Source organism: Marivita sp. (genome assembly GCF_048006345.1).
Classification (GTDB): Bacteria; Pseudomonadota; Alphaproteobacteria; order Rhodobacterales; family Rhodobacteraceae; genus Marivita.
On the sequence record NZ_CP180351.1, the window covers coordinates 1,020,794 to 1,037,138 of the forward strand.

At 59.8% G+C, this 16,345-nt stretch carries 14 protein-coding genes and 1 pseudogene; 11 read left to right on the forward strand and 4 right to left on the reverse strand.

Translation table 11 applies throughout. The features are described 5' to 3' along the window. Window positions 1–32: 32 nt before the first annotated feature. From ACMVPR_RS05085 to ispF, 3 genes and pseudogenes are all read right to left on the reverse strand, one after another. Entirely contained in the window at window positions 33–506 is a 474-nt protein-coding gene (locus tag ACMVPR_RS05085) for a CinA family protein (protein ID WP_416884617.1), read from the reverse strand. 2 nt (window positions 507–508) lie between these two features. Continuing rightward, the gene (locus ACMVPR_RS05090; RefSeq protein WP_292264157.1) at window positions 509–997 is read right to left on the reverse strand and encodes a phosphatidylglycerophosphatase A; all 489 of its coding nucleotides are present in this window, start codon (window positions 995–997) and stop codon (window positions 509–511) included. Next, window positions 994–1,467, reverse strand: a pseudogene (gene ispF, locus ACMVPR_RS05095) (2-C-methyl-D-erythritol 2,4-cyclodiphosphate synthase); the annotation flags it as partial. The pseudogene ispF and the gene ACMVPR_RS05090, both read right to left, overlap by 4 nt. 228 nt (window positions 1,468–1,695) lie before the next feature. Here ispF and dusB point away from each other — a divergent pair. The 8 genes from dusB to ACMVPR_RS05135 all read left to right on the forward strand — a co-directional run bounded on the left by dusB (window position 1,696) and on the right by ACMVPR_RS05135 (window position 12,068). After that, window positions 1,696–2,637 (forward strand): tRNA dihydrouridine synthase DusB, encoded by a 942-nt coding sequence (dusB, locus tag ACMVPR_RS05100; RefSeq protein WP_416884618.1) that lies wholly within the window; start codon window positions 1,696–1,698, stop codon window positions 2,635–2,637. Beyond that, entirely contained in the window at window positions 2,634–3,743 is a 1,110-nt protein-coding gene (locus ACMVPR_RS05105) for a two-component system sensor histidine kinase NtrB (protein WP_416881981.1), read from the forward strand. Before dusB ends, ACMVPR_RS05105 begins: the two co-directional genes overlap by 4 nt. Further along, complete coding sequence (locus tag ACMVPR_RS05110; RefSeq protein ID WP_292264160.1) at window positions 3,743–5,113, forward strand: response regulator; 1,371 nt, start codon at window positions 3,743–3,745, stop codon at window positions 5,111–5,113. Before ACMVPR_RS05105 ends, ACMVPR_RS05110 begins: the two co-directional genes overlap by 1 nt. Before the next feature lie 144 nt (window positions 5,114–5,257). Further along, entirely contained in the window at window positions 5,258–7,507 is a 2,250-nt protein-coding gene (locus ACMVPR_RS05115) for an ATP-binding protein (protein ID WP_416884619.1), read from the forward strand. A gap of 25 nt (window positions 7,508–7,532) precedes the next feature. Further along, the gene (locus ACMVPR_RS05120; RefSeq protein ID WP_300586493.1) at window positions 7,533–8,948 is read left to right on the forward strand and encodes a sigma-54-dependent transcriptional regulator; all 1,416 of its coding nucleotides are present in this window, start codon (window positions 7,533–7,535) and stop codon (window positions 8,946–8,948) included. A 42-nt stretch (window positions 8,949–8,990) separates the two neighbouring features. Further along, on the forward strand, window positions 8,991–10,103 hold the full coding sequence (locus tag ACMVPR_RS05125; protein ID WP_416881982.1) for a formylglycine-generating enzyme family protein: 1,113 nt from the start codon (window positions 8,991–8,993) through the stop codon (window positions 10,101–10,103). A 220-nt stretch (window positions 10,104–10,323) separates the two neighbouring features. Further along, a complete protein-coding gene (locus ACMVPR_RS05130) occupies window positions 10,324–11,574 on the forward strand; it encodes an ImmA/IrrE family metallo-endopeptidase (protein WP_416881983.1) in 1,251 nt (416 codons plus the stop codon). Further along, entirely contained in the window at window positions 11,574–12,068 is a 495-nt protein-coding gene (locus ACMVPR_RS05135; RefSeq protein ID WP_416881984.1) for a DUF4411 family protein, read from the forward strand. Before ACMVPR_RS05130 ends, ACMVPR_RS05135 begins: the two co-directional genes overlap by 1 nt. A gap of 265 nt (window positions 12,069–12,333) precedes the next feature. Here ACMVPR_RS05135 and ACMVPR_RS05140 read toward each other — a convergent pair whose 3' ends face one another. Then, entirely contained in the window at window positions 12,334–12,786 is a 453-nt protein-coding gene (locus tag ACMVPR_RS05140; RefSeq protein ID WP_416881985.1) for a BLUF domain-containing protein, read from the reverse strand. 290 nt (window positions 12,787–13,076) lie between these two features. On the opposite strand from ACMVPR_RS05140, the gene trkA reads away from it, so the two are divergent. From trkA to hfq, 3 genes are all read left to right on the forward strand, one after another. Continuing rightward, window positions 13,077–14,453 (forward strand): Trk system potassium transporter TrkA, encoded by a 1,377-nt coding sequence (gene trkA / locus ACMVPR_RS05145; protein WP_416881986.1) that lies wholly within the window; start codon window positions 13,077–13,079, stop codon window positions 14,451–14,453. A 4-nt stretch (window positions 14,454–14,457) separates the two neighbouring features. Then, window positions 14,458–15,972 (forward strand): TrkH family potassium uptake protein, encoded by a 1,515-nt coding sequence (locus tag ACMVPR_RS05150; RefSeq protein WP_416881987.1) that lies wholly within the window; start codon window positions 14,458–14,460, stop codon window positions 15,970–15,972. Window positions 15,973–16,094: 122 nt separating this feature from the next. Then, on the forward strand, window positions 16,095–16,334 hold the full coding sequence (hfq, locus tag ACMVPR_RS05155) for an RNA chaperone Hfq (protein ID WP_085629992.1): 240 nt from the start codon (window positions 16,095–16,097) through the stop codon (window positions 16,332–16,334). Window positions 16,335–16,345: the final 11 nt, after the last annotated feature.

Consider the following 16,345-nt stretch of genomic DNA (forward strand, 5'->3'; position numbering starts at 1 on the left):
TGCAAAAAGGAGGGCGTTTGCGCAATAAAGCGTCACAACCTGCGCAGCGCTGCGACCAACAAAGACAGTGCCTCGTCCCTTGCAGCCGCCCGGACATTGGCCCGGCCAAGCGCGCCGAAGTCGATGGTTTTCGTCTGGACGCCCTGCGTCGTCGCCAGCCCGAAACAGACGCGTCCCTCGGGTTTGAACTCCGATCCGCCGGGTCCCGCAATTCCGCTGATCGACACCGCCACATCGGCCCGGGCCGCAGCCAACGCCCCCAGCGCCATTTCCCGCGCAACCTCTTCAGACACCGCGCCATGGGCATCCAAAGTGGCGGGCGACACACCCAGCATCTCGACTTTCGCTTGGTTCGAGTAGGTCACGAATCCCCGCTCGAACACCGCTGACGACCCGGCCACATCGGTGATCGCGGCTGCGACCATGCCGCCTGTGCAGCTTTCGGCGGCCGTCACGGTTACGCCAGCCGCATCGGCTAGCTGCAACAGCTCTTCCGCCAAAGCCAAGGTCACATCAGCACCAGATGGAACAGCGCCGCCAAGGCCGCCACACCGATGGCTGCGAACACACCCGCGATCACGTCGTCCAGCATCACACCCAACGCGTCGCCGCGGGCATCGGCCCGTCCCACCAGCCAAGGCTTCCAGATGTCGAACAGCCGGAACAGCACGAAGGCGGCGATCCAGCCAGGGTACAGCGCCAGCAGGTCCGCCGACATGCGCGACGCCCCGTAAGCCACTGGAAACAGAGCAATCCACTGGCCGACCACCTCGTCCACGACGATATAGGACGGGTCGTGATCCTCTTGCTCTTTGGTGATCTCGCGCGTCGCGATCCAGCCGGACATGAAGACAAAGAAGGTCAGGTTCACCAAAAGCCAGAACCCGCCGATCGACAGAACCGCGTAAGCGACGGGCAGGGCGGCCAAGGACCCCCACGTGCCGGGGGCGGGCTTGAGATACCCAACACCAAAGAAGGTCGCGATCAGCTTGTTCATGCCGACACCAGTGCGGCCGTTGCCAGCGCCGCGATTTCTTCGCCGCGCCCGGTGAAGCCCAGTTTCTCGGATGTTGTGGCCTTGACCGAAATATCCGCGACCGGCAGATCCATGATGTCGGCCAACGCCGCGCGCATCGCGTCGGCATGGGGCCCGATCTTGGGGAATTCGCAGACCAGCGTGCAATCCACGTTGCTGATCACGAATCCCGCATCCCGCGCCATCTGCACCGCGTGTTTGAGGAAGATCTCGCTCGCCGCGCCTTTCCACTGCGGGTCCGAAGGGGGGAAGTGACGCCCGATGTCACCCGCCGCCAACGCGCCATAGATCGCATCGGTGATCGCGTGCATCCCGACATCCGCATCGGAATGGCCCATAAGCCCATGATCATGCGGAACTTTTACACCGCACAGGAAAACGTGATCGCCCGCCCCGAACTTGTGAACGTCATACCCATTGCCAAGCCGCACTCTCATTTGCACATCCCTTGAAGTGTTATGGCTTGTCTAAGGTTTGTCCTGAGCCTGTGCAATCTCCCCGGCTGCCCTGCACAATAATTAGGCATGTGCGTTTTGTTGGTCTGTTTTTCAGGCTATTATCATTGAATGGCATGCGACCACAGCGTAGCTCAAATTCATCAATCAAGGATTGCAGCGGTGACACCGTCGGTTCCACTAAACCTGATTTCGCCTCCCGTGATGCTGGCCCCGCTTGCCGGCATCACTGATTTGCCGTTCCGAACGCTGGTGTCGCGTTTCGGGGCCGGGCGCGTTGTCTCCGAGATGATCGCCAGCGGTGAATTCCTGACGGCGCGCCCCGGATCGCGCGAAAAGGCGGAACTGGGGGCAGGGATCGCCAACACCTCGGTGCAGCTTGCCGGCCGGACACCCGAAGCGATGGCCGAAGCGGCCCGCATGGTCGAAGGCATGGGCGCGCAGGTGATCGACATCAACATGGGCTGCCCGGCGAAAAAGGTTGTCGGCGGGTATTCCGGATCTGCCCTGCTGCGCGATCTCGACCACGCCTGTCGACTGATCGAGGCAGTGGTAGGTGCCGTGAATGTTCCTGTCACTCTCAAAACGCGGTTGGGGTGGGACGACGCAACGCACAACGCCGCCGAACTGGCACAGCGCGCCGAAGCGTTGGGAATCGCGATGATCGTCATTCACGGCCGCACCCGTTGTCAGTTCTACAAGGGTCACGCAGACTGGGCCGCCATCCGGCATATCAAGGACGCGGTGTCGATCCCGGTCATCGCCAATGGCGATATCGTTGACACCGCCACGGCGCGCAAAGCGCTTGCGCAAAGCGGCGCCGACGGTGTGATGGTCGGACGCGGGGCGCAGGGCAAACCTTGGGTTTTGGCGCAGATCGCGGGGGACATCTTTGGCACACCCAAGCCAGACATCCCCAAAGGCCACGCGCTCGTGGACATGGTGGCCGGTCACTACGAAGCGATGCTTGATTTCTACGGCGTTGATCTGGGCAACCGCGTCGCGCGAAAACATCTGGGCTGGTACATGGACGACGCGGGAACCGTGCCGACCCTGCGCAAGTCGATCCTGACCGCCAAAGCCGCGAAAGACGTCCTCTCTGCCTTGCCGGACGCGCTTTTGACCGATGTGAGGCAAGCTGCATGAGCGAGCACGGGTCCGATGATGTCGAAATGGTGGATGAGCGGCTGATCTGGTCGTCTCTGCCTGTTCCCGCGATCATCATCGACAGCGATGAAAACATCTTTGACATGAACCCCGCGGCTGAAGGGTTCATGAACAACTCGGCCAAATGGTTGAAGGGCCAGCCCATCTGGGACCGCCTGACCGTCGATGCGCCGATGGAAAACAGTCTGGTCCGTGCCCGGGCGAACGGTACACCGCTTTTCGTCAATGATGTGGATGTTGGCACGGGCAACCGTCCGCCGCTGGTCTGCAACCTGCAATTCGCGCCGGTACAAGGCATGGAAGGCTGCATGATCCTGCTCATCAGCCCGCGCGAATTGGCGGGCCGCGTGAACCAGAGCCAGTCCGTCAAATCCGCTGCCAAATCCGCCATCGGCATGGCCGAGATGCTGGCACATGAAATCAAGAACCCGTTGGCCGGCATCACAGGAGCGGCGCAGCTTCTGAGCATGAACCTCAGCAATGGGGATCTGGAACTGACTGATCTCATCGTGGCCGAAACCCGCCGGATCGTGAAGCTGCTGGAACAGGTCGAGCAATTCGGCAACCTCTCGGCACCCGAACGCAAGCCGGTCAACCTGCACGATGTGCTCGACCGCGCCCGTCGCTCGGCTTTGCTGGGCTTTGGCGCGCATATGAAGATCATAGAGGATTACGACCCCTCGCTGCCGCTGGCCTTGGGGGATGCGGACCAATTGCTTCAGGTGGTCCTGAACCTCATCAAGAACGCGTCCGAGGCGGCAGACCCCAAAACAGGCGGCACCATTCGCCTGCACACCTATTACGAACACAGCTACAGCCTGCGTCGTGCCGATGGCACCGGCCAGTCCCTGCCGCTTCAGGTCGAGGTGATCGACGACGGCCCCGGCCTGCCGCCTGACATCAGGGGTGACGTGTTCGATCCCTTCGTCTCGGGGCGTGAAAACGGCACCGGCCTTGGCCTCGCACTGGTAAGCAAGATCATCTCGGATCACGACGGATGGGTCGCTGTTGACAGCGTTCCCGGAAAAACCCGCTTTCGCATTTCGCTGCCGCAGGCACCGCGAAAACAAAAGGAGTCTAACTGATGGATGGTACGGTACTTGTCGCGGATGATGATCGCACGATCCGCACGGTTCTGACACAGGCCCTGACGCGGGCCGGGTGCAAGGTGCACGCGACCTCGTCGCTGACCACGCTGATGCGCTGGGTGGCCGAAGGCAAAGGCGACGTGGTGATTTCGGACGTGATCATGCCCGACGGCAATGGGCTCGAGATGCTGCCCAAGATCAGCCAGGACCGCCCCGATCTGCCGGTCATCGTGATTTCGGCGCAGAACACGATCATGACCGCCATTCAGGCCGCCGAGGCCGAGGCGTATGACTATCTACCCAAACCGTTCGACCTGCCGGATCTGATGAAGCGCACAGCCAAGGCGCTCGATTCCCGCAGCCGGGTATCCCGACCTTCGCCCGACCGGGTGATCGACGATGCGCCTGACGATCTGCCGCTGATCGGCAAGACACCCGCGATGCAGGCGCTCTACCGTCTGGTCGCCAAGGTGATGAACACCGATCTGCCTGTGCTGATCTGCGGCGAATCCGGCACCGGCAAATCGCTGATCGCCCGCGCGCTGCACGACTTTTCCGACCGCCGATCCTTGCCGTTCATCACGGTCACGGCCAGTGACCTTTCCGATATCGAAGGCCCGGCGCGCATACTCGCCCGGGTACGCGGCGGTACGCTTCTGATCGACGAACTGGCCGATGTCCCGGACGAGGTGCAGGCCCGCATCGTACGCATGATGGACGGACCCGGCGAACATGTGCCCCGCTTCATCGCCACCAGCCAGTCCGATCCGGGACAGGGCATCGCGGACAGCGGTGTGCGCGAAGACCTGTATTACCGCATCAGCGGGGCCACAATCTCGGTGCCGTCCTTGCGCGAACGGGTCGATGACATTGCGCTCTTGTGCGAACATTTCCTTGCCCGTGCCGAACGCGACGGCGGGGCCAAGCGGTTTCTGTCCGAAGACGCCGCCGACCTGTTCCGCGCCTACAGTTGGCCCGGCAACGTGCGGCAGTTGGAAAACGTGGTCCGCCGTTTGAGCCTGACCTCCCGCGCTGACGAAATCACGCGCGCCGAAGTCGAGAACGTTCTGGGCAACCAGCCGGAAACCGGCCCCGTCCTGCGCGGTGGTGACAGTGAAAAACTCAGCACGTCGGTCGCCCGCCATCTGCGCCGGTATTTCGATTTGCACGGCACGATGCTGCCGCCACCGGGCCTCTATCCGCGAATCTTGCGCGAGATCGAGGCTCCGATGATCGAAATCGCGTTGGAAGCGACCGGTGGAAATCAGGCCAAGTGCGCGGATTTGCTGGGCATTAATCGAAATACGCTCAGAAAGAAGATCACCGACCTCGATATTCAGGTGACACGCCGCCGCAAGTTGATGTAAAACTGCCACATAATAGTGTTCTGGCGGTGACGCAGTAGGCCTGAAACACAACATATGGCGGTAGCCGGGCTGCGCGGCACATCTAGGCGGGGGTTGGCTGTGGCCACCTGGGCACGCTCGTGGAATTGGACCCGGTTGAACCGGATGCGTCGGCAACGGCGCTATCAGAACGCCATGACCCTTGGTCTGGTGCTGCTGGGGCCTGTTCTTGCCATTGCGACGATTCTTGTTCTTGGGCCGCTCGACACCGGGACCGGGGCGCAATTCAACCTGCGTCTGGTGCTTCTGGCCGACCTCATCTACGTGCTGTTGCTGGCCGCTCTGGTCCTCAGTCGTGTGGTCAACCTGATCGCCGCCCGGCGCGCCAAATCCGCAGGGTCGCGGCTGCATCTGCGACTGACGGGGGCATTCGCGCTGATGGCGCTGTTGCCCACGATCACCGTAGCCGTCTTTGCTGTTCTCACCATCAATATCGGTCTTGAGACATGGTTCTCCGAGCGGGTGCGCAACGTTGTCGGCGCCTCCCTGTCTGCCGCCGAAGCCTATGAGCAGGAACACCGCGATGGCCTGACACAGGATGCGCAGGCATTGGCCGCGTTCCTTGATGCCAACCGCCGCGCCACCTTCATCATGGATGACGGTGAATTGCGCCAGGCGCTCAGCCAGGGTCAGGCGCAGATCCAGCGCGGGTTGCGCGAGGCTTATGTCATTGACGGGGCGGGCGAAATCCGAGCAAGGGGCGAAGGATCCTATCTCTTCGACTTTGAACGCCCGTCTGCAGATGTTTTCGCCGAAGCAATGGCAATCGGGTTTGCGCTTGTTCAGGATTGGGACAACAACGAGTTGCGTGCGCTGATCCCGCTGCGGGCCTTTACCGACCGGTATCTTTACATCACGCGCGAAGTGGATGGCCAAATCCTAAATCTGCTCGACGACACGCAGGAAACGGCCCGCTTTTACCAGCAGCAGGAAAACGACCGCGGCCGCGTTCTGTTTGATTTTGCGCTGCTCTACCTTGGCTTTGCCTTCCTGTTGATCCTCGCCGCTATCTGGCTGGGCCTGTGGTTTGCAGAGCGTCTTAGCCGCCCTGTGGGCCGGTTGACTGGGGCGGCACAGCGCGTCGGGGCGGGCGATCTGGATGTGAAGGTGCAGGAAGAGGACGGCGACGATGAAATCGCCATGCTGGGCCGCTACTTCAACCAGATGACGCGCCAGCTCAAAGGGCAGCGTGAGACGTTGCTCGACAACACGCGCCAGATCGAACGACGGCAGCGCCTGTTCGATTCCGTTCTGACTTCCGTGACCTCGGGCGTTGTCGGGCTTGACGCGGGTGGTCGCGTGACCTTCGTCAACCGCTCTGCCGAGCGGCTGCTGGCGTGGCAGGAAAACCAGCGCAGCGTTGAAATCACCGTCGCTGTCCCCGAGTTCGGACCTTTGTTCGAACGGCTGCGGGAACAGGGCATCGAAACCGCGCAGGAGGAAATCAAGGTCAGCCGGGCGGGTCGGCTGGAAAATCTGCTGGTGCGGCTGTCCACGCGGCGGCGCGAGGATGGTGGGCTTGAAGGCTACGTGATCGCCTTTGATGATGTGACCGATCTGGTCAGCGCGCAGCGGATGGCCGCATGGGGCGATGTCGCCCGGCGCATCGCGCATGAAATCAAGAACCCGCTCACGCCCATCCAGCTTTCCGCCGAACGCATCCGTCGCAAGTTTCGCCGTGTGCTTGGGACCGAGGATGCCGAAAGTCTCGAACAGCTGACCGAGGTGATTGTCCGTCAAACCAATGACTTGCGGCGCATTGTTGACGAGTTCTCCAAGTTCGCGCGCATGCCGGAGCCGGAACGCAAACCCGAAGACATCGTTGATATCCTGCGCAGCGTTGTTCTTTTGCAGGAAGCCGGGCAGCCCAATGTGTCTTTCGTGACCGACATGCCGGAAGACGGTATCCCGGCCGAAATCGACGCGACGATGATCGGTCAGGCCTTTACGAATCTCATCAAGAACGCAGGGGAAGCGATTGAAAGTTATATCGAAACAGGCCCCGAGGGAGCGGTGTCCCCACAGATCCGCGTGTCCTGTGTGACGATGGAAGACGCGGCCGAGATCCGCATTTCCGACAACGGCATTGGTCTGCCCGAAGATCCGTCACGGCTGTTCGAGCCTTATGTGACCACACGTGAAAAAGGCACGGGTTTGGGTTTGCCGATCGTAAAGAAGATCATCGAAGAACACGGCGGGACACTGACGCTGGAACCGGCTGAGCCATTTGACGACAGCGGCCGGCGTGGGGCGATGGCAGTTATCCGCCTGCCTATTCTGGTGTCTCTGAAAATAGAGAACGAAATCAACGTTCTGGAACTGGATGCGGGCTCCGAAGACGACCGCAAGACGTGATGTAGAGAAAGACAAGGGTGAGGTTATGAGCGATATACTGATTGTAGACGACGAACGCGACATCCGCGAACTGATCGGTGACATCCTTGAAGACGAAGGATACACAACCCGGCTTGCCGGAAACTCGTCCGAGGCCATGGCCGAGATCAATGCAGAAGAACCATCGCTGCTGATCCTCGATATCTGGCTCAAAGACAGCAAGATGGACGGGATCGACATCCTGAAAACCGTCAAACGGGACAACCCGGATGTGCCGGTGGTGATCATTTCAGGCCATGGCAACATCGAAATCGCGGTCGCTGCGATCAAGCAGGGCGCGTATGATTTCATTGAAAAACCGTTCAATATCGACCAGTTGCTGGTGGTCATCCGACGGGCGATGGAAACCAGCCGCCTGCGCCGCGAGAACAACAAGCTCAAGCGCCGCGAAACCGATGTGGCGCAGATGGTCGGTGAATGTGCAGCCTATCGTGGGCTGTTGTCCAACCTCGACAAGGTGACGAAATCCAATGGGCGCGTCTTGCTGTCGGGTCCTGCAGGCAGCGGCAAGGAAGTCGCGGCGCGCTACATCCACGCGCATTCGAACCGGGCGAGCGCTCCGTTCGTTACGGTAAACTGCGCCGGCGTGGCGCCCGAGACCATGGAGGCGGTGCTCTTTGGGCGCGAAACCCCCGAACGTGGGGTCGAGCCGGGGTTGCTGGAACAGGCGCATGGCGGCGTGATCTATTTCGATGAAGTGGCCGACATGCCTATCGGCACGCAGTCCAAGATTCTGCGCGTGCTGGTGGATCAGCAATTCCAGCGCGTCGGTGGGGCGGACAAGGTGCGGGTGGATCTGCGGGTGATCTCGTCCACCAACCGCGATCTGCAGGCCGAGATCGCGGCGGGCACCTTCCGCGAAGAACTGTATCACCGTCTGAACGTCGTGCCGATCTCCGTGCCCAGCCTTGAGGATCGGCGCGAGGATATTCCGATGCTGGCGGCGCATTTCATTGACCTCTTCAACCAGACGCAGGGGCTGCCGAAGCGCGGTCTCAGCCCGGATGCGGTGGCGCTGTTGCAGACGATGGTCTGGCCCGGCAACGTGCGGCAGCTCAAGAACCTGATCGAGCGGGTCCTGATCCTTGGTGACGGCACCGGCGACATCGCGGCGCGGGAATTGCCGCAGGACACGGCCACAGCCGACGATGAAGAGGGGCGCGTGGTCCTGTCGGGCACGCTGGCCACTATGCCGCTGCGCGAGGCACGCGAGGCGTTCGAGCGGGAATACCTGCTCACCCAGATCAACCGCTTTGGCGGCAATATCAGCCGCACGGCGAGCTTTGTGGGAATGGAGCGCAGCGCGCTGCATCGGAAGCTGAAGTCGCTTGGGGTGGTCACTGGCTCCAAATCCGGCGGGCGGGTGGCCTATCTCGAGGATGAGGTGGAAGAGGCGTCGTAAGGGATTATCTGTCCGGATGTCGAAACGAACCGGGTTTTCACCATGCGACATCTGATTTTGGCCTCTGCCGTGGCCCTGATGACGACCGCCGGGGTGGCGGGGGCGCAGGGCACGCGGCAGATCGACCGCTCGGGCGTGGACCGGGCGGCGTGGGAGTTTGCACAGGAGCTGAACACCGCCGATGCGTTTCAGGCCTATCTGGAGGCATTTCCCGAAGGGGTGTTTCGCAGCGAGGCGGAGGCGCAGCTCTTTGCGCTGCGTCCTGACCTCGCGCCGCAGCCGGAGCCAGAGCCAGAGCCGCAACCCGAACCGCCGCGCACATCGTTGGTGCTGGTGAACCCACCGCAGGCGACCTGTACCGTCTGTCCGCGCATGGTGCGCATTCCTGGGGGCGACACGGTGATGGGGTCGGAGCAGGGAGGGGCCGAGGGGCCGCGCACCAGCCAGACCATCGCGGCGTTCGAGATTGCGGCGACCGAGATCACGGTGGGCGACATGCGCGCCTTCGAGGAGGCGACGGGGACGCGGACGGGGCGGTCCTGTTTTGTCTGGACAGCGGAAGGGCGGTTGCGGTCGCGGGACGGGGCCTATTGGGGCGCGCCGGGGTTTGACGTGACCGACGATCATCCGGCGGCCTGTATCAACTGGGATGATGCGATGGCCTATGTGGATTGGCTCAACGACGAAGACCCGCGCGGCGGGTGGCGGCTCGCGTCGGAGGCGGAATTCGAATATGCGGCGCGTGGCACGCTGGATCAGGACTACCCGTGGCCCGGTGGGCTGGGGGTGATCTGCCAGCGGGTGAACGGGGCAGGGGCGGAGAGCCGGTTCCGGCACCGCAACAACGCCTGCAATGACGGGACCGAGGCTCCGGTGCCGGCGGGGGTGTTCCCGGTCAACCCGTACGGGCTGTCGCACATGATCGGGAACCTGTGGGAATGGACGGCGGATTGCTGGAACGGATCGCATCGCGGGGCCCCGGCGGACGGGGCGGCGCGGACGACGGGCACGTGCGACAGCCGGGTGCTGCGGGGCGGATCCTGGGACGATCCGCCGGAGAACCTCCGGGTCAGCTATCGGGTGGGTATCCCCAAGACCCGCCGCCAGGCCAATGTCGGCTTCCGCGTGGCGCGGGATCTCGCTCCGGGCGGATAGGACCGTTTTGGCCCTATTGTTTCGCGCGCGAAACATTGGGTCCGATCTGGACCTATTAAGGGTTTGGTAAGGTTTGGGGATGGATGTATGCGGCATCTAATGGGAAGCGCAGATTTTGCACCGTTTTAAGGGCTGGTCAAATCTGTGACATTGCTGCACTAGGCGCTGCATCAGATTTGACATAGGATTTCCGAAAAAAGACCATTTGGTTGAGGTACACATGTCCATCCAGATTAATCCAATAATACTGATCTGGGCACGCGAGACTGCAGGTTTCACTCTGGAGGACGCTGCTTCCAAGATATTCAGTGACGGCGTGAATGCTACGGCTGCCGAAAAATTGGCTGCAATGGAAGCAGGCGAGAAGCAACCGACTAGAACGCAGTTGGCGAAATTTGCGCAAGTTTATAAACGACCCTTGTTGGCCTTCTATATGGCTGAGCCGCCTCGCAAGGGACAGCGTGGTCAAGACTTTCGTCAAAGCCCTGACGAACGTACGAAGCGTGAAAATGCGATGCTGGATGCTTTGCTGAGAGACGTAAAAGCCAGACAGGAAGCAGTTCGTGACTTAATACTTGATGATGATGATTTTCATGAGCATGAGTTCGTCGGCTCTATGACAATTAGCACTCCAATTGCCACAGTGGTCGAGTCTATCAGTGAGACGTTAGGTTTCGATCACCGAGATAGAAATTTGCGTCGAGGTGAACCTGTCAAATTATTTAAAACACTTCGGGCTGCAGCAGAAGACATAGGCATCTTTGTGTTGCTACTATCTGATTTAGGCTCTTATCACTCCACGATACCCTCTAGCGTCTTTCGAGGGTTTGCGATTGCTGACGAAGTCGCGCCATTTATAGTGATAAATGCGAAGGAAGCGAAAACCTCTCGTTCATTCACGCTGTTGCACGAAATTGCGCATATCTGGTTAGGCGCGACTGGGGTGAGTGGGCAAGCATATGCTGGGGATCCGACAACACACGAGGCGAAAGTCGAACAATTCTGTAACGATGTCGCTGGTGAATTTCTTTTGCCATCCGAGTATTTTGATGCAGATATGATTTCTTTTGATCCTGGCAATGCTGAAGCAGCCGAGAAGATCATTGATGGTTTTGCATATAAATGGTCTGTCAGTGGGCCGATGGTCGCCTATAAGCTATACCGCATGAACAAGCTGACATCTAAAGCTTATTTGACTCTCAGGTCGCTATACCATGTCCGGTGGCAAGCTGCACTTGAAGTGCAAAAGAGTAAGCAAAAAGATGGAGATGGGCCTAATCCCAATGTTGTCAAAGCGCACAACCTTGGCGATGCCCTGTTGGGTGTTGTCTATCGAAGTGTACGTACAAATGCATTGACGTATACTAAAGCGGCAAATCTTTTGGGCTCAAAGGCAAATAGTGTCGAGACACTATTGCGTGGGTATGAAAGTAAATTGAATAGGTCTGGCTTCATCAGTGAGTTGACTTAATGTTTCTCATTGATGCCAACGTCCTTATTGCGGCTAAAAACCTTTATTATCCTTTAGATAGGATTCCTCAGTTTTGGGAATGGCTTATTGAAATGGGTGAAGCCGACAAAATAAAAATTCCTAGAGAAATACATGATGAAATCAGCGAAAGAGATAATCCGCTAGGTGATTGGGCGCGTGATAGCATCACAAAGGATGCATTATTGCTGATGGAGGATCCTGATCCTGCGTTCGTGCAACGCGTTGTCAAACAAGGATATGATGGTGATAACCCACAGTTCAATGATAGTGAGTTGGAAAAGATAGGTCGCGACGCCTTTATCATTAGCTATGCTCTAGCGGACGCAAAGCGAGTTATAGTAACAAAAGAAGTATCAAGGCCGAACAGACGAATGGGCAACCGGCATATACCCGACGCATGCAATGATTGCGGTGTGAGTTGGTGTTCAGATTGGGAAATGTACACATCCCTTGATTTTAATCTACGTCGCTAAATTCGTTATACAACGCAATCTCCGTATGAGTTTTTGCGAACTCAATCGGTTTGTTTAAAATTAGGGGTAGGATGCGTGATGTCACGCACCTTGTTTGGCGATGACGGTGCGTGCGAGCACGCACCCTACGGGCTCGTCGGTTGCGCCTCCACGGCAGCAGACTGCCTTCATCGAAGCATAGTGCGGCCTGCTCTCGCTAGGATCGCGGTGCCATGGTCGGGCAGGTCAACAAGATCAAACAGCGCTGGCAGAGCGGGCCGGCCTGTTATGCGACGTCCTGCTCTTTGTCACTGTCGCCGTAATGGGACTTGATCACCTCAACGAGGCTTTCAGCCGCTCCGCTGTCCGACAGCATCCTGCGGGCGCTTTCGATATCCGTGAGACCGGGAAGGCTCTTCATGTGCTTTCCTTCGATATGAGCGAGACCCATTGACCACTGGCCGAAATCGCGTTGCGGGACCTCTCTCTCCATCAACGTGGTGAACTGCGTGTGGCGCGGGTCACGCGCGATCTTCTCGAAGAGAGCCATCACCTTATCCTTGGGCCCTTCAAGAACCTGGACAAAGGAATCGCCGTCGAACAGGAGCAGTCCGGTCACGTCATTGAAATGATTGTTGATCTGCGCCTTGATCAGCAATTCGCGCACTTCACTCAGGGGCATGGAGCGGGTTGGCTGGCTGAAATAGACGATCTGGTGCAATGTGTCTTCGGTCTGCATTCCGGTACCTTTTTATGTGCCCTCTGATGCGAGGCGTGTCCGTTCCCTTGGTAAGGTAACGGTCGGCGGACCCTCGTTTATAGAAATGCGCCTGAAATATCTCTGCCTCCGTTCTCCGTTCTCCGGTGTCTTGGGGGCGTGCCCGCGATCGGCGACGCGCCCGACGTTCCTGAGGGCGCTGGTCGGTTCACGGTCGGACGGTCCAGCCTGCTGCCAATTGACCCCACTCCGGACCTCTGCCACACAGAAGACTGCGTTACAGCCAAGGGGCCCGACTGCGGGCGCGGGATATGAAAGTTATCATCTGCGGAGCGGGACAGGTCGGCTGGCAGATCGCGCGGCACCTTTCGGGCGAGCGCAATGACGTCACGGTCGTGGACAACAACCCCGATCTGGTGCGCCGGGCGACGGATGCGCTGGATGTGCAGGGAATTGCGGGGTTTGCCTCGTATCCGGATGTTCTGGAGCAGGCCGGGGCGCGGGATGCGGACATGATCATCGCGGCGACCCATTCGGACGAGGTCAACATGGTGACCTGCCAGGTGGCGCATTCGGTGTTCTCGATCCCGCGCAAGATCGCGCGGCTGCGGTCCAAGAGCTATCTGACGGCGATCTATTCCGACCTCTACCGCCGCGATCACATGCCCATCGACGTGGTGATCAGCCCCGAGATGGAGGTGGCCGAGGCGGCGCTGCAGCGGCTGAACGCGCCTGCCGCTTTTGACACGGAAAAGTTCCTCGATGGCGAGGCGGCGCTGATGGGTCTGACCATCGACGACGACTGCCCGATCGTGAACACGCCGCTGAAACAGCTGACGGACCTCTTCTCGACCCTGCGGAGCATCGTGGTGGGCATCCGGCGGGATGGCACTCTGTTTGCGCCGGAATCGAATGACCAGATCTTCGCGGGCAATTCCTGTTACGTGATGTCCCATATCGAGGACGTGCGGCGGACTCTGGAGATTTTCGGCAAGACCCATCACAAGCAGGAGCGGGTGGTGATCATCGGCGGCGGAAATGTCGGGCTGATGGTGGCGAAGGATCTCGAACAGCGTGCCGACCGGGTGCGGGTCAAGGTGATCGAACGCAACCGCAAGAACGCAGAACGCGCGGCCGAGGCGTTGGAGCGGACGATTGTTCTGAATGGCGACGGCTTGGACGTTGCGCTGCTGGCCGAGGCCAATATCGAGCGCGCGGATGCGGTTCTGTGTGTGACCGATGACGACAAGGTCAACATGCTGGCCGCCGTGCGCGCCAAGTCCGAAGGCTGCCGGATGGCGATTGCTTTGATCAACGACCCGACGCTTGAGCCGCTGATGGAGCCTTTGGGGATCGACGCCTATATCAACCCGCGCTCGGTCACGGTGAGTTCGATCCTCAAGCATTTCCGCCACGGGCGGGTGCGCGCGGTCTATTCCATCGGCGATGCGGAGGCCGAGGTGATCGAGGCGGAGGTGCTGTCGACCTCGCCGATGGCCGGGCAGAAGCTGCGCGACATCGATTTTCCCGAAGGTGTGCTGGTCGGTGCTGTGCGCAAGGCGGGCAAGGTGAGGCGTCCTGTCGGGTCGATGGTGATCGAGGAGGGGGACCAGGTGGTGCTCTTCACGCTGGCCAAGGACGTGCCTGAGGTCGAACGCCTGCTCCAGGTGTCGATCGACTTCTTCTGATCCGATGGCGCTGCTCTATCGCCTGCCGCTGTTGTTGCTGCTGACGGGGATCGCATCTGCGTCGATGATCGTGCCGGCGGTTGTGGCGCTCTGGGCCGAGGCATTCCGGGATGCGCGGTCGTTCTTCTATTCGGGATTGGTGGGGCTGATCCTGTGCGCCCTGATCGCGCTGGCGCTGGCGAACCGACCGCACAACCGCAACGCCATCCGGCAACTGGTCGCTCTGTTGGGCAGTTTCGTGATCCTGCCCGCGGTACTGGCGGTTCCGTTCTACGAATCGATTCAGACCACGACGTTTCTGAATGCCTATCTCGATATGGTGTCGAGCCTGACCACGACCGGGCTGCCGCTGTTCGCCCCGGAGCGGTTGTCCATGGCCGAGCATCTGTGGCGCGCACAGGTTGCGTGGATGGGCGGGTTGCTCATGTGGGTGGCGGCGGCGGCGATTCTCGCGCCGTTGAACCTTGGCGGGTTCGAGGTGGCCTCATTGGGAGAGCCGGGGCAGGATGTGGTTGCCGGGGCTGCGCGGCGGGATACCGCCAATCCGGCCAGCCGTCTTGCGCGCAGCGCCGTTGTTCTGGTTCCGTCCTACGCGCTTTTGACGCTGGCGCTTTGGGTTCTGCTATTGGTCGCGGGCGACGCGCCATTCGTGGCTCTGATCCATGCAATGAGCGTGATGTCCACGTCGGGCATTTCGCCTGTCGGTGGCCCAGAAGGGGCAAGCAGTGGGATCGCAGGCGAAGCGATCATGGCGGTGTTTCTGCTGTTCGCCCTGTCGCGTGTGACGTTTTCCAAGGACACCAACACGGCCCAGAGGGCCGGTTTGTTCTATGATCCTGAATTTCGTCTGGGCATGGCCATCGTGCTTGCGATCCCAACTCTGCTTGTGCTGCGCCATTTCGTGGCTGCCTTGGATATTGGCGACCAGAACAACGTTCTGGCGGCTTTGCGGGCGTTCTGGGGCGCGGCTTTCACGGTATTGTCGTTCTTGACCACACATGGCTATTCCAGCGTCGATTGGATCGACGCACAGGCCTGGTCGGGGTTGGAAACGCCAGGGCTCATCCTGATGGGCCTCGCGCTGATCGGTGGCGGAGTGGCGACCACGGCGGGCGGGGTCAAGCTGATGCGCGTTTTCGCGCTGCTGGTGAACGGCATGCGCGAGGTGGATCGTCTGGTCCATCCCTCGTCCGTTGGGCGTTCTGGTCTCGTGTCGCGCCGCACCCGCCGGGAAGGGGCCTTTATCGCCTGGGTGTTCTTCATGATCTTTGCCATCACGCTGGCGGCAACCACCGTAGCGTTTTCAGCCTTTGGTATCCCGTTCGAGCAGTCACTTGTGCTGGCGGTGGCCAATCTGTCGAATTGCGGGCCACTGGTCGATGTGGTTCAGGCCGGGCGTCTCACGCTGATCGAACTGGGGCCCGGACCCAAGGCAATCGCCGCCATTGCAATGATCATGGGACGCCTTGAAATGCTGGCACTTGTGGTGATTTTGACACCAGATCTTTGGCGCGATTGAGCCTTGTCGGCACACTTGCCGAAATTCCTTGTTTTTCCACTGGAATTTACGTGAGTGCCAAGACATAGTGACGTCAAATCACGACCTACGGCGCGACAAAAGCAAGAATAAAGGCTAATTTTATGGCATCTGATAAGCAGAACCTTCAGGACGCATTTCTCAATCACGTCCGCAAAACAAAGGTGCCGGTGACTGTTTTCTTGATCAACGGCGTGAAATTGCAGGGTGTGATCACCTGGTTCGATAACTTTTGTGTGCTCCTGCGCCGGGATGGCCAATCGCAGCTTGTCTACAAGCATGCCATTTCGACGATTATGCCGGCACAGCCGATCAATCTGTATGACGGCGAAGGCGACAATTGAAAGAACACAAG

Bases quoted from the DNA above. Each gene is read 5' to 3' on its own strand.
- ACMVPR_RS05090 (WP_292264157.1), bottom strand. From the start codon at position 997: ATGAACAAGCTGATCGCGACCTTCTTTGGTGTTGGGTATCTCAAGCCC.
- dusB (WP_416884618.1), top strand. From the start codon at position 1,696: ATGCTGGCCCCGCTTGCCGGCATCACTGATTTGCCGTTCCGAACGCTG.
- ACMVPR_RS05105 (WP_416881981.1), top strand. From the start codon at position 2,634: ATGAGCGAGCACGGGTCCGATGATGTCGAAATGGTGGATGAGCGGCTG.
- ACMVPR_RS05110 (WP_292264160.1), top strand. From the start codon at position 3,743: ATGGATGGTACGGTACTTGTCGCGGATGATGATCGCACGATCCGCACG.
- ACMVPR_RS05115 (WP_416884619.1), top strand. From the start codon at position 5,258: ATGCGTCGGCAACGGCGCTATCAGAACGCCATGACCCTTGGTCTGGTG.
- ACMVPR_RS05120 (WP_300586493.1), top strand. From the start codon at position 7,533: ATGAGCGATATACTGATTGTAGACGACGAACGCGACATCCGCGAACTG.
- ACMVPR_RS05125 (WP_416881982.1), top strand. From the start codon at position 8,991: ATGCGACATCTGATTTTGGCCTCTGCCGTGGCCCTGATGACGACCGCC.
- ACMVPR_RS05130 (WP_416881983.1), top strand. From the start codon at position 10,324: ATGTCCATCCAGATTAATCCAATAATACTGATCTGGGCACGCGAGACT.
- ACMVPR_RS05135 (WP_416881984.1), top strand. From the start codon at position 11,574: ATGTTTCTCATTGATGCCAACGTCCTTATTGCGGCTAAAAACCTTTAT.
- ACMVPR_RS05140 (WP_416881985.1), bottom strand. From the start codon at position 12,786: ATGCAGACCGAAGACACATTGCACCAGATCGTCTATTTCAGCCAGCCA.
- trkA (WP_416881986.1), top strand. From the start codon at position 13,077: ATGAAAGTTATCATCTGCGGAGCGGGACAGGTCGGCTGGCAGATCGCG.
- ACMVPR_RS05150 (WP_416881987.1), top strand. From the start codon at position 14,458: ATGGCGCTGCTCTATCGCCTGCCGCTGTTGTTGCTGCTGACGGGGATC.
- hfq (WP_085629992.1), top strand. From the start codon at position 16,095: ATGGCATCTGATAAGCAGAACCTTCAGGACGCATTTCTCAATCACGTC.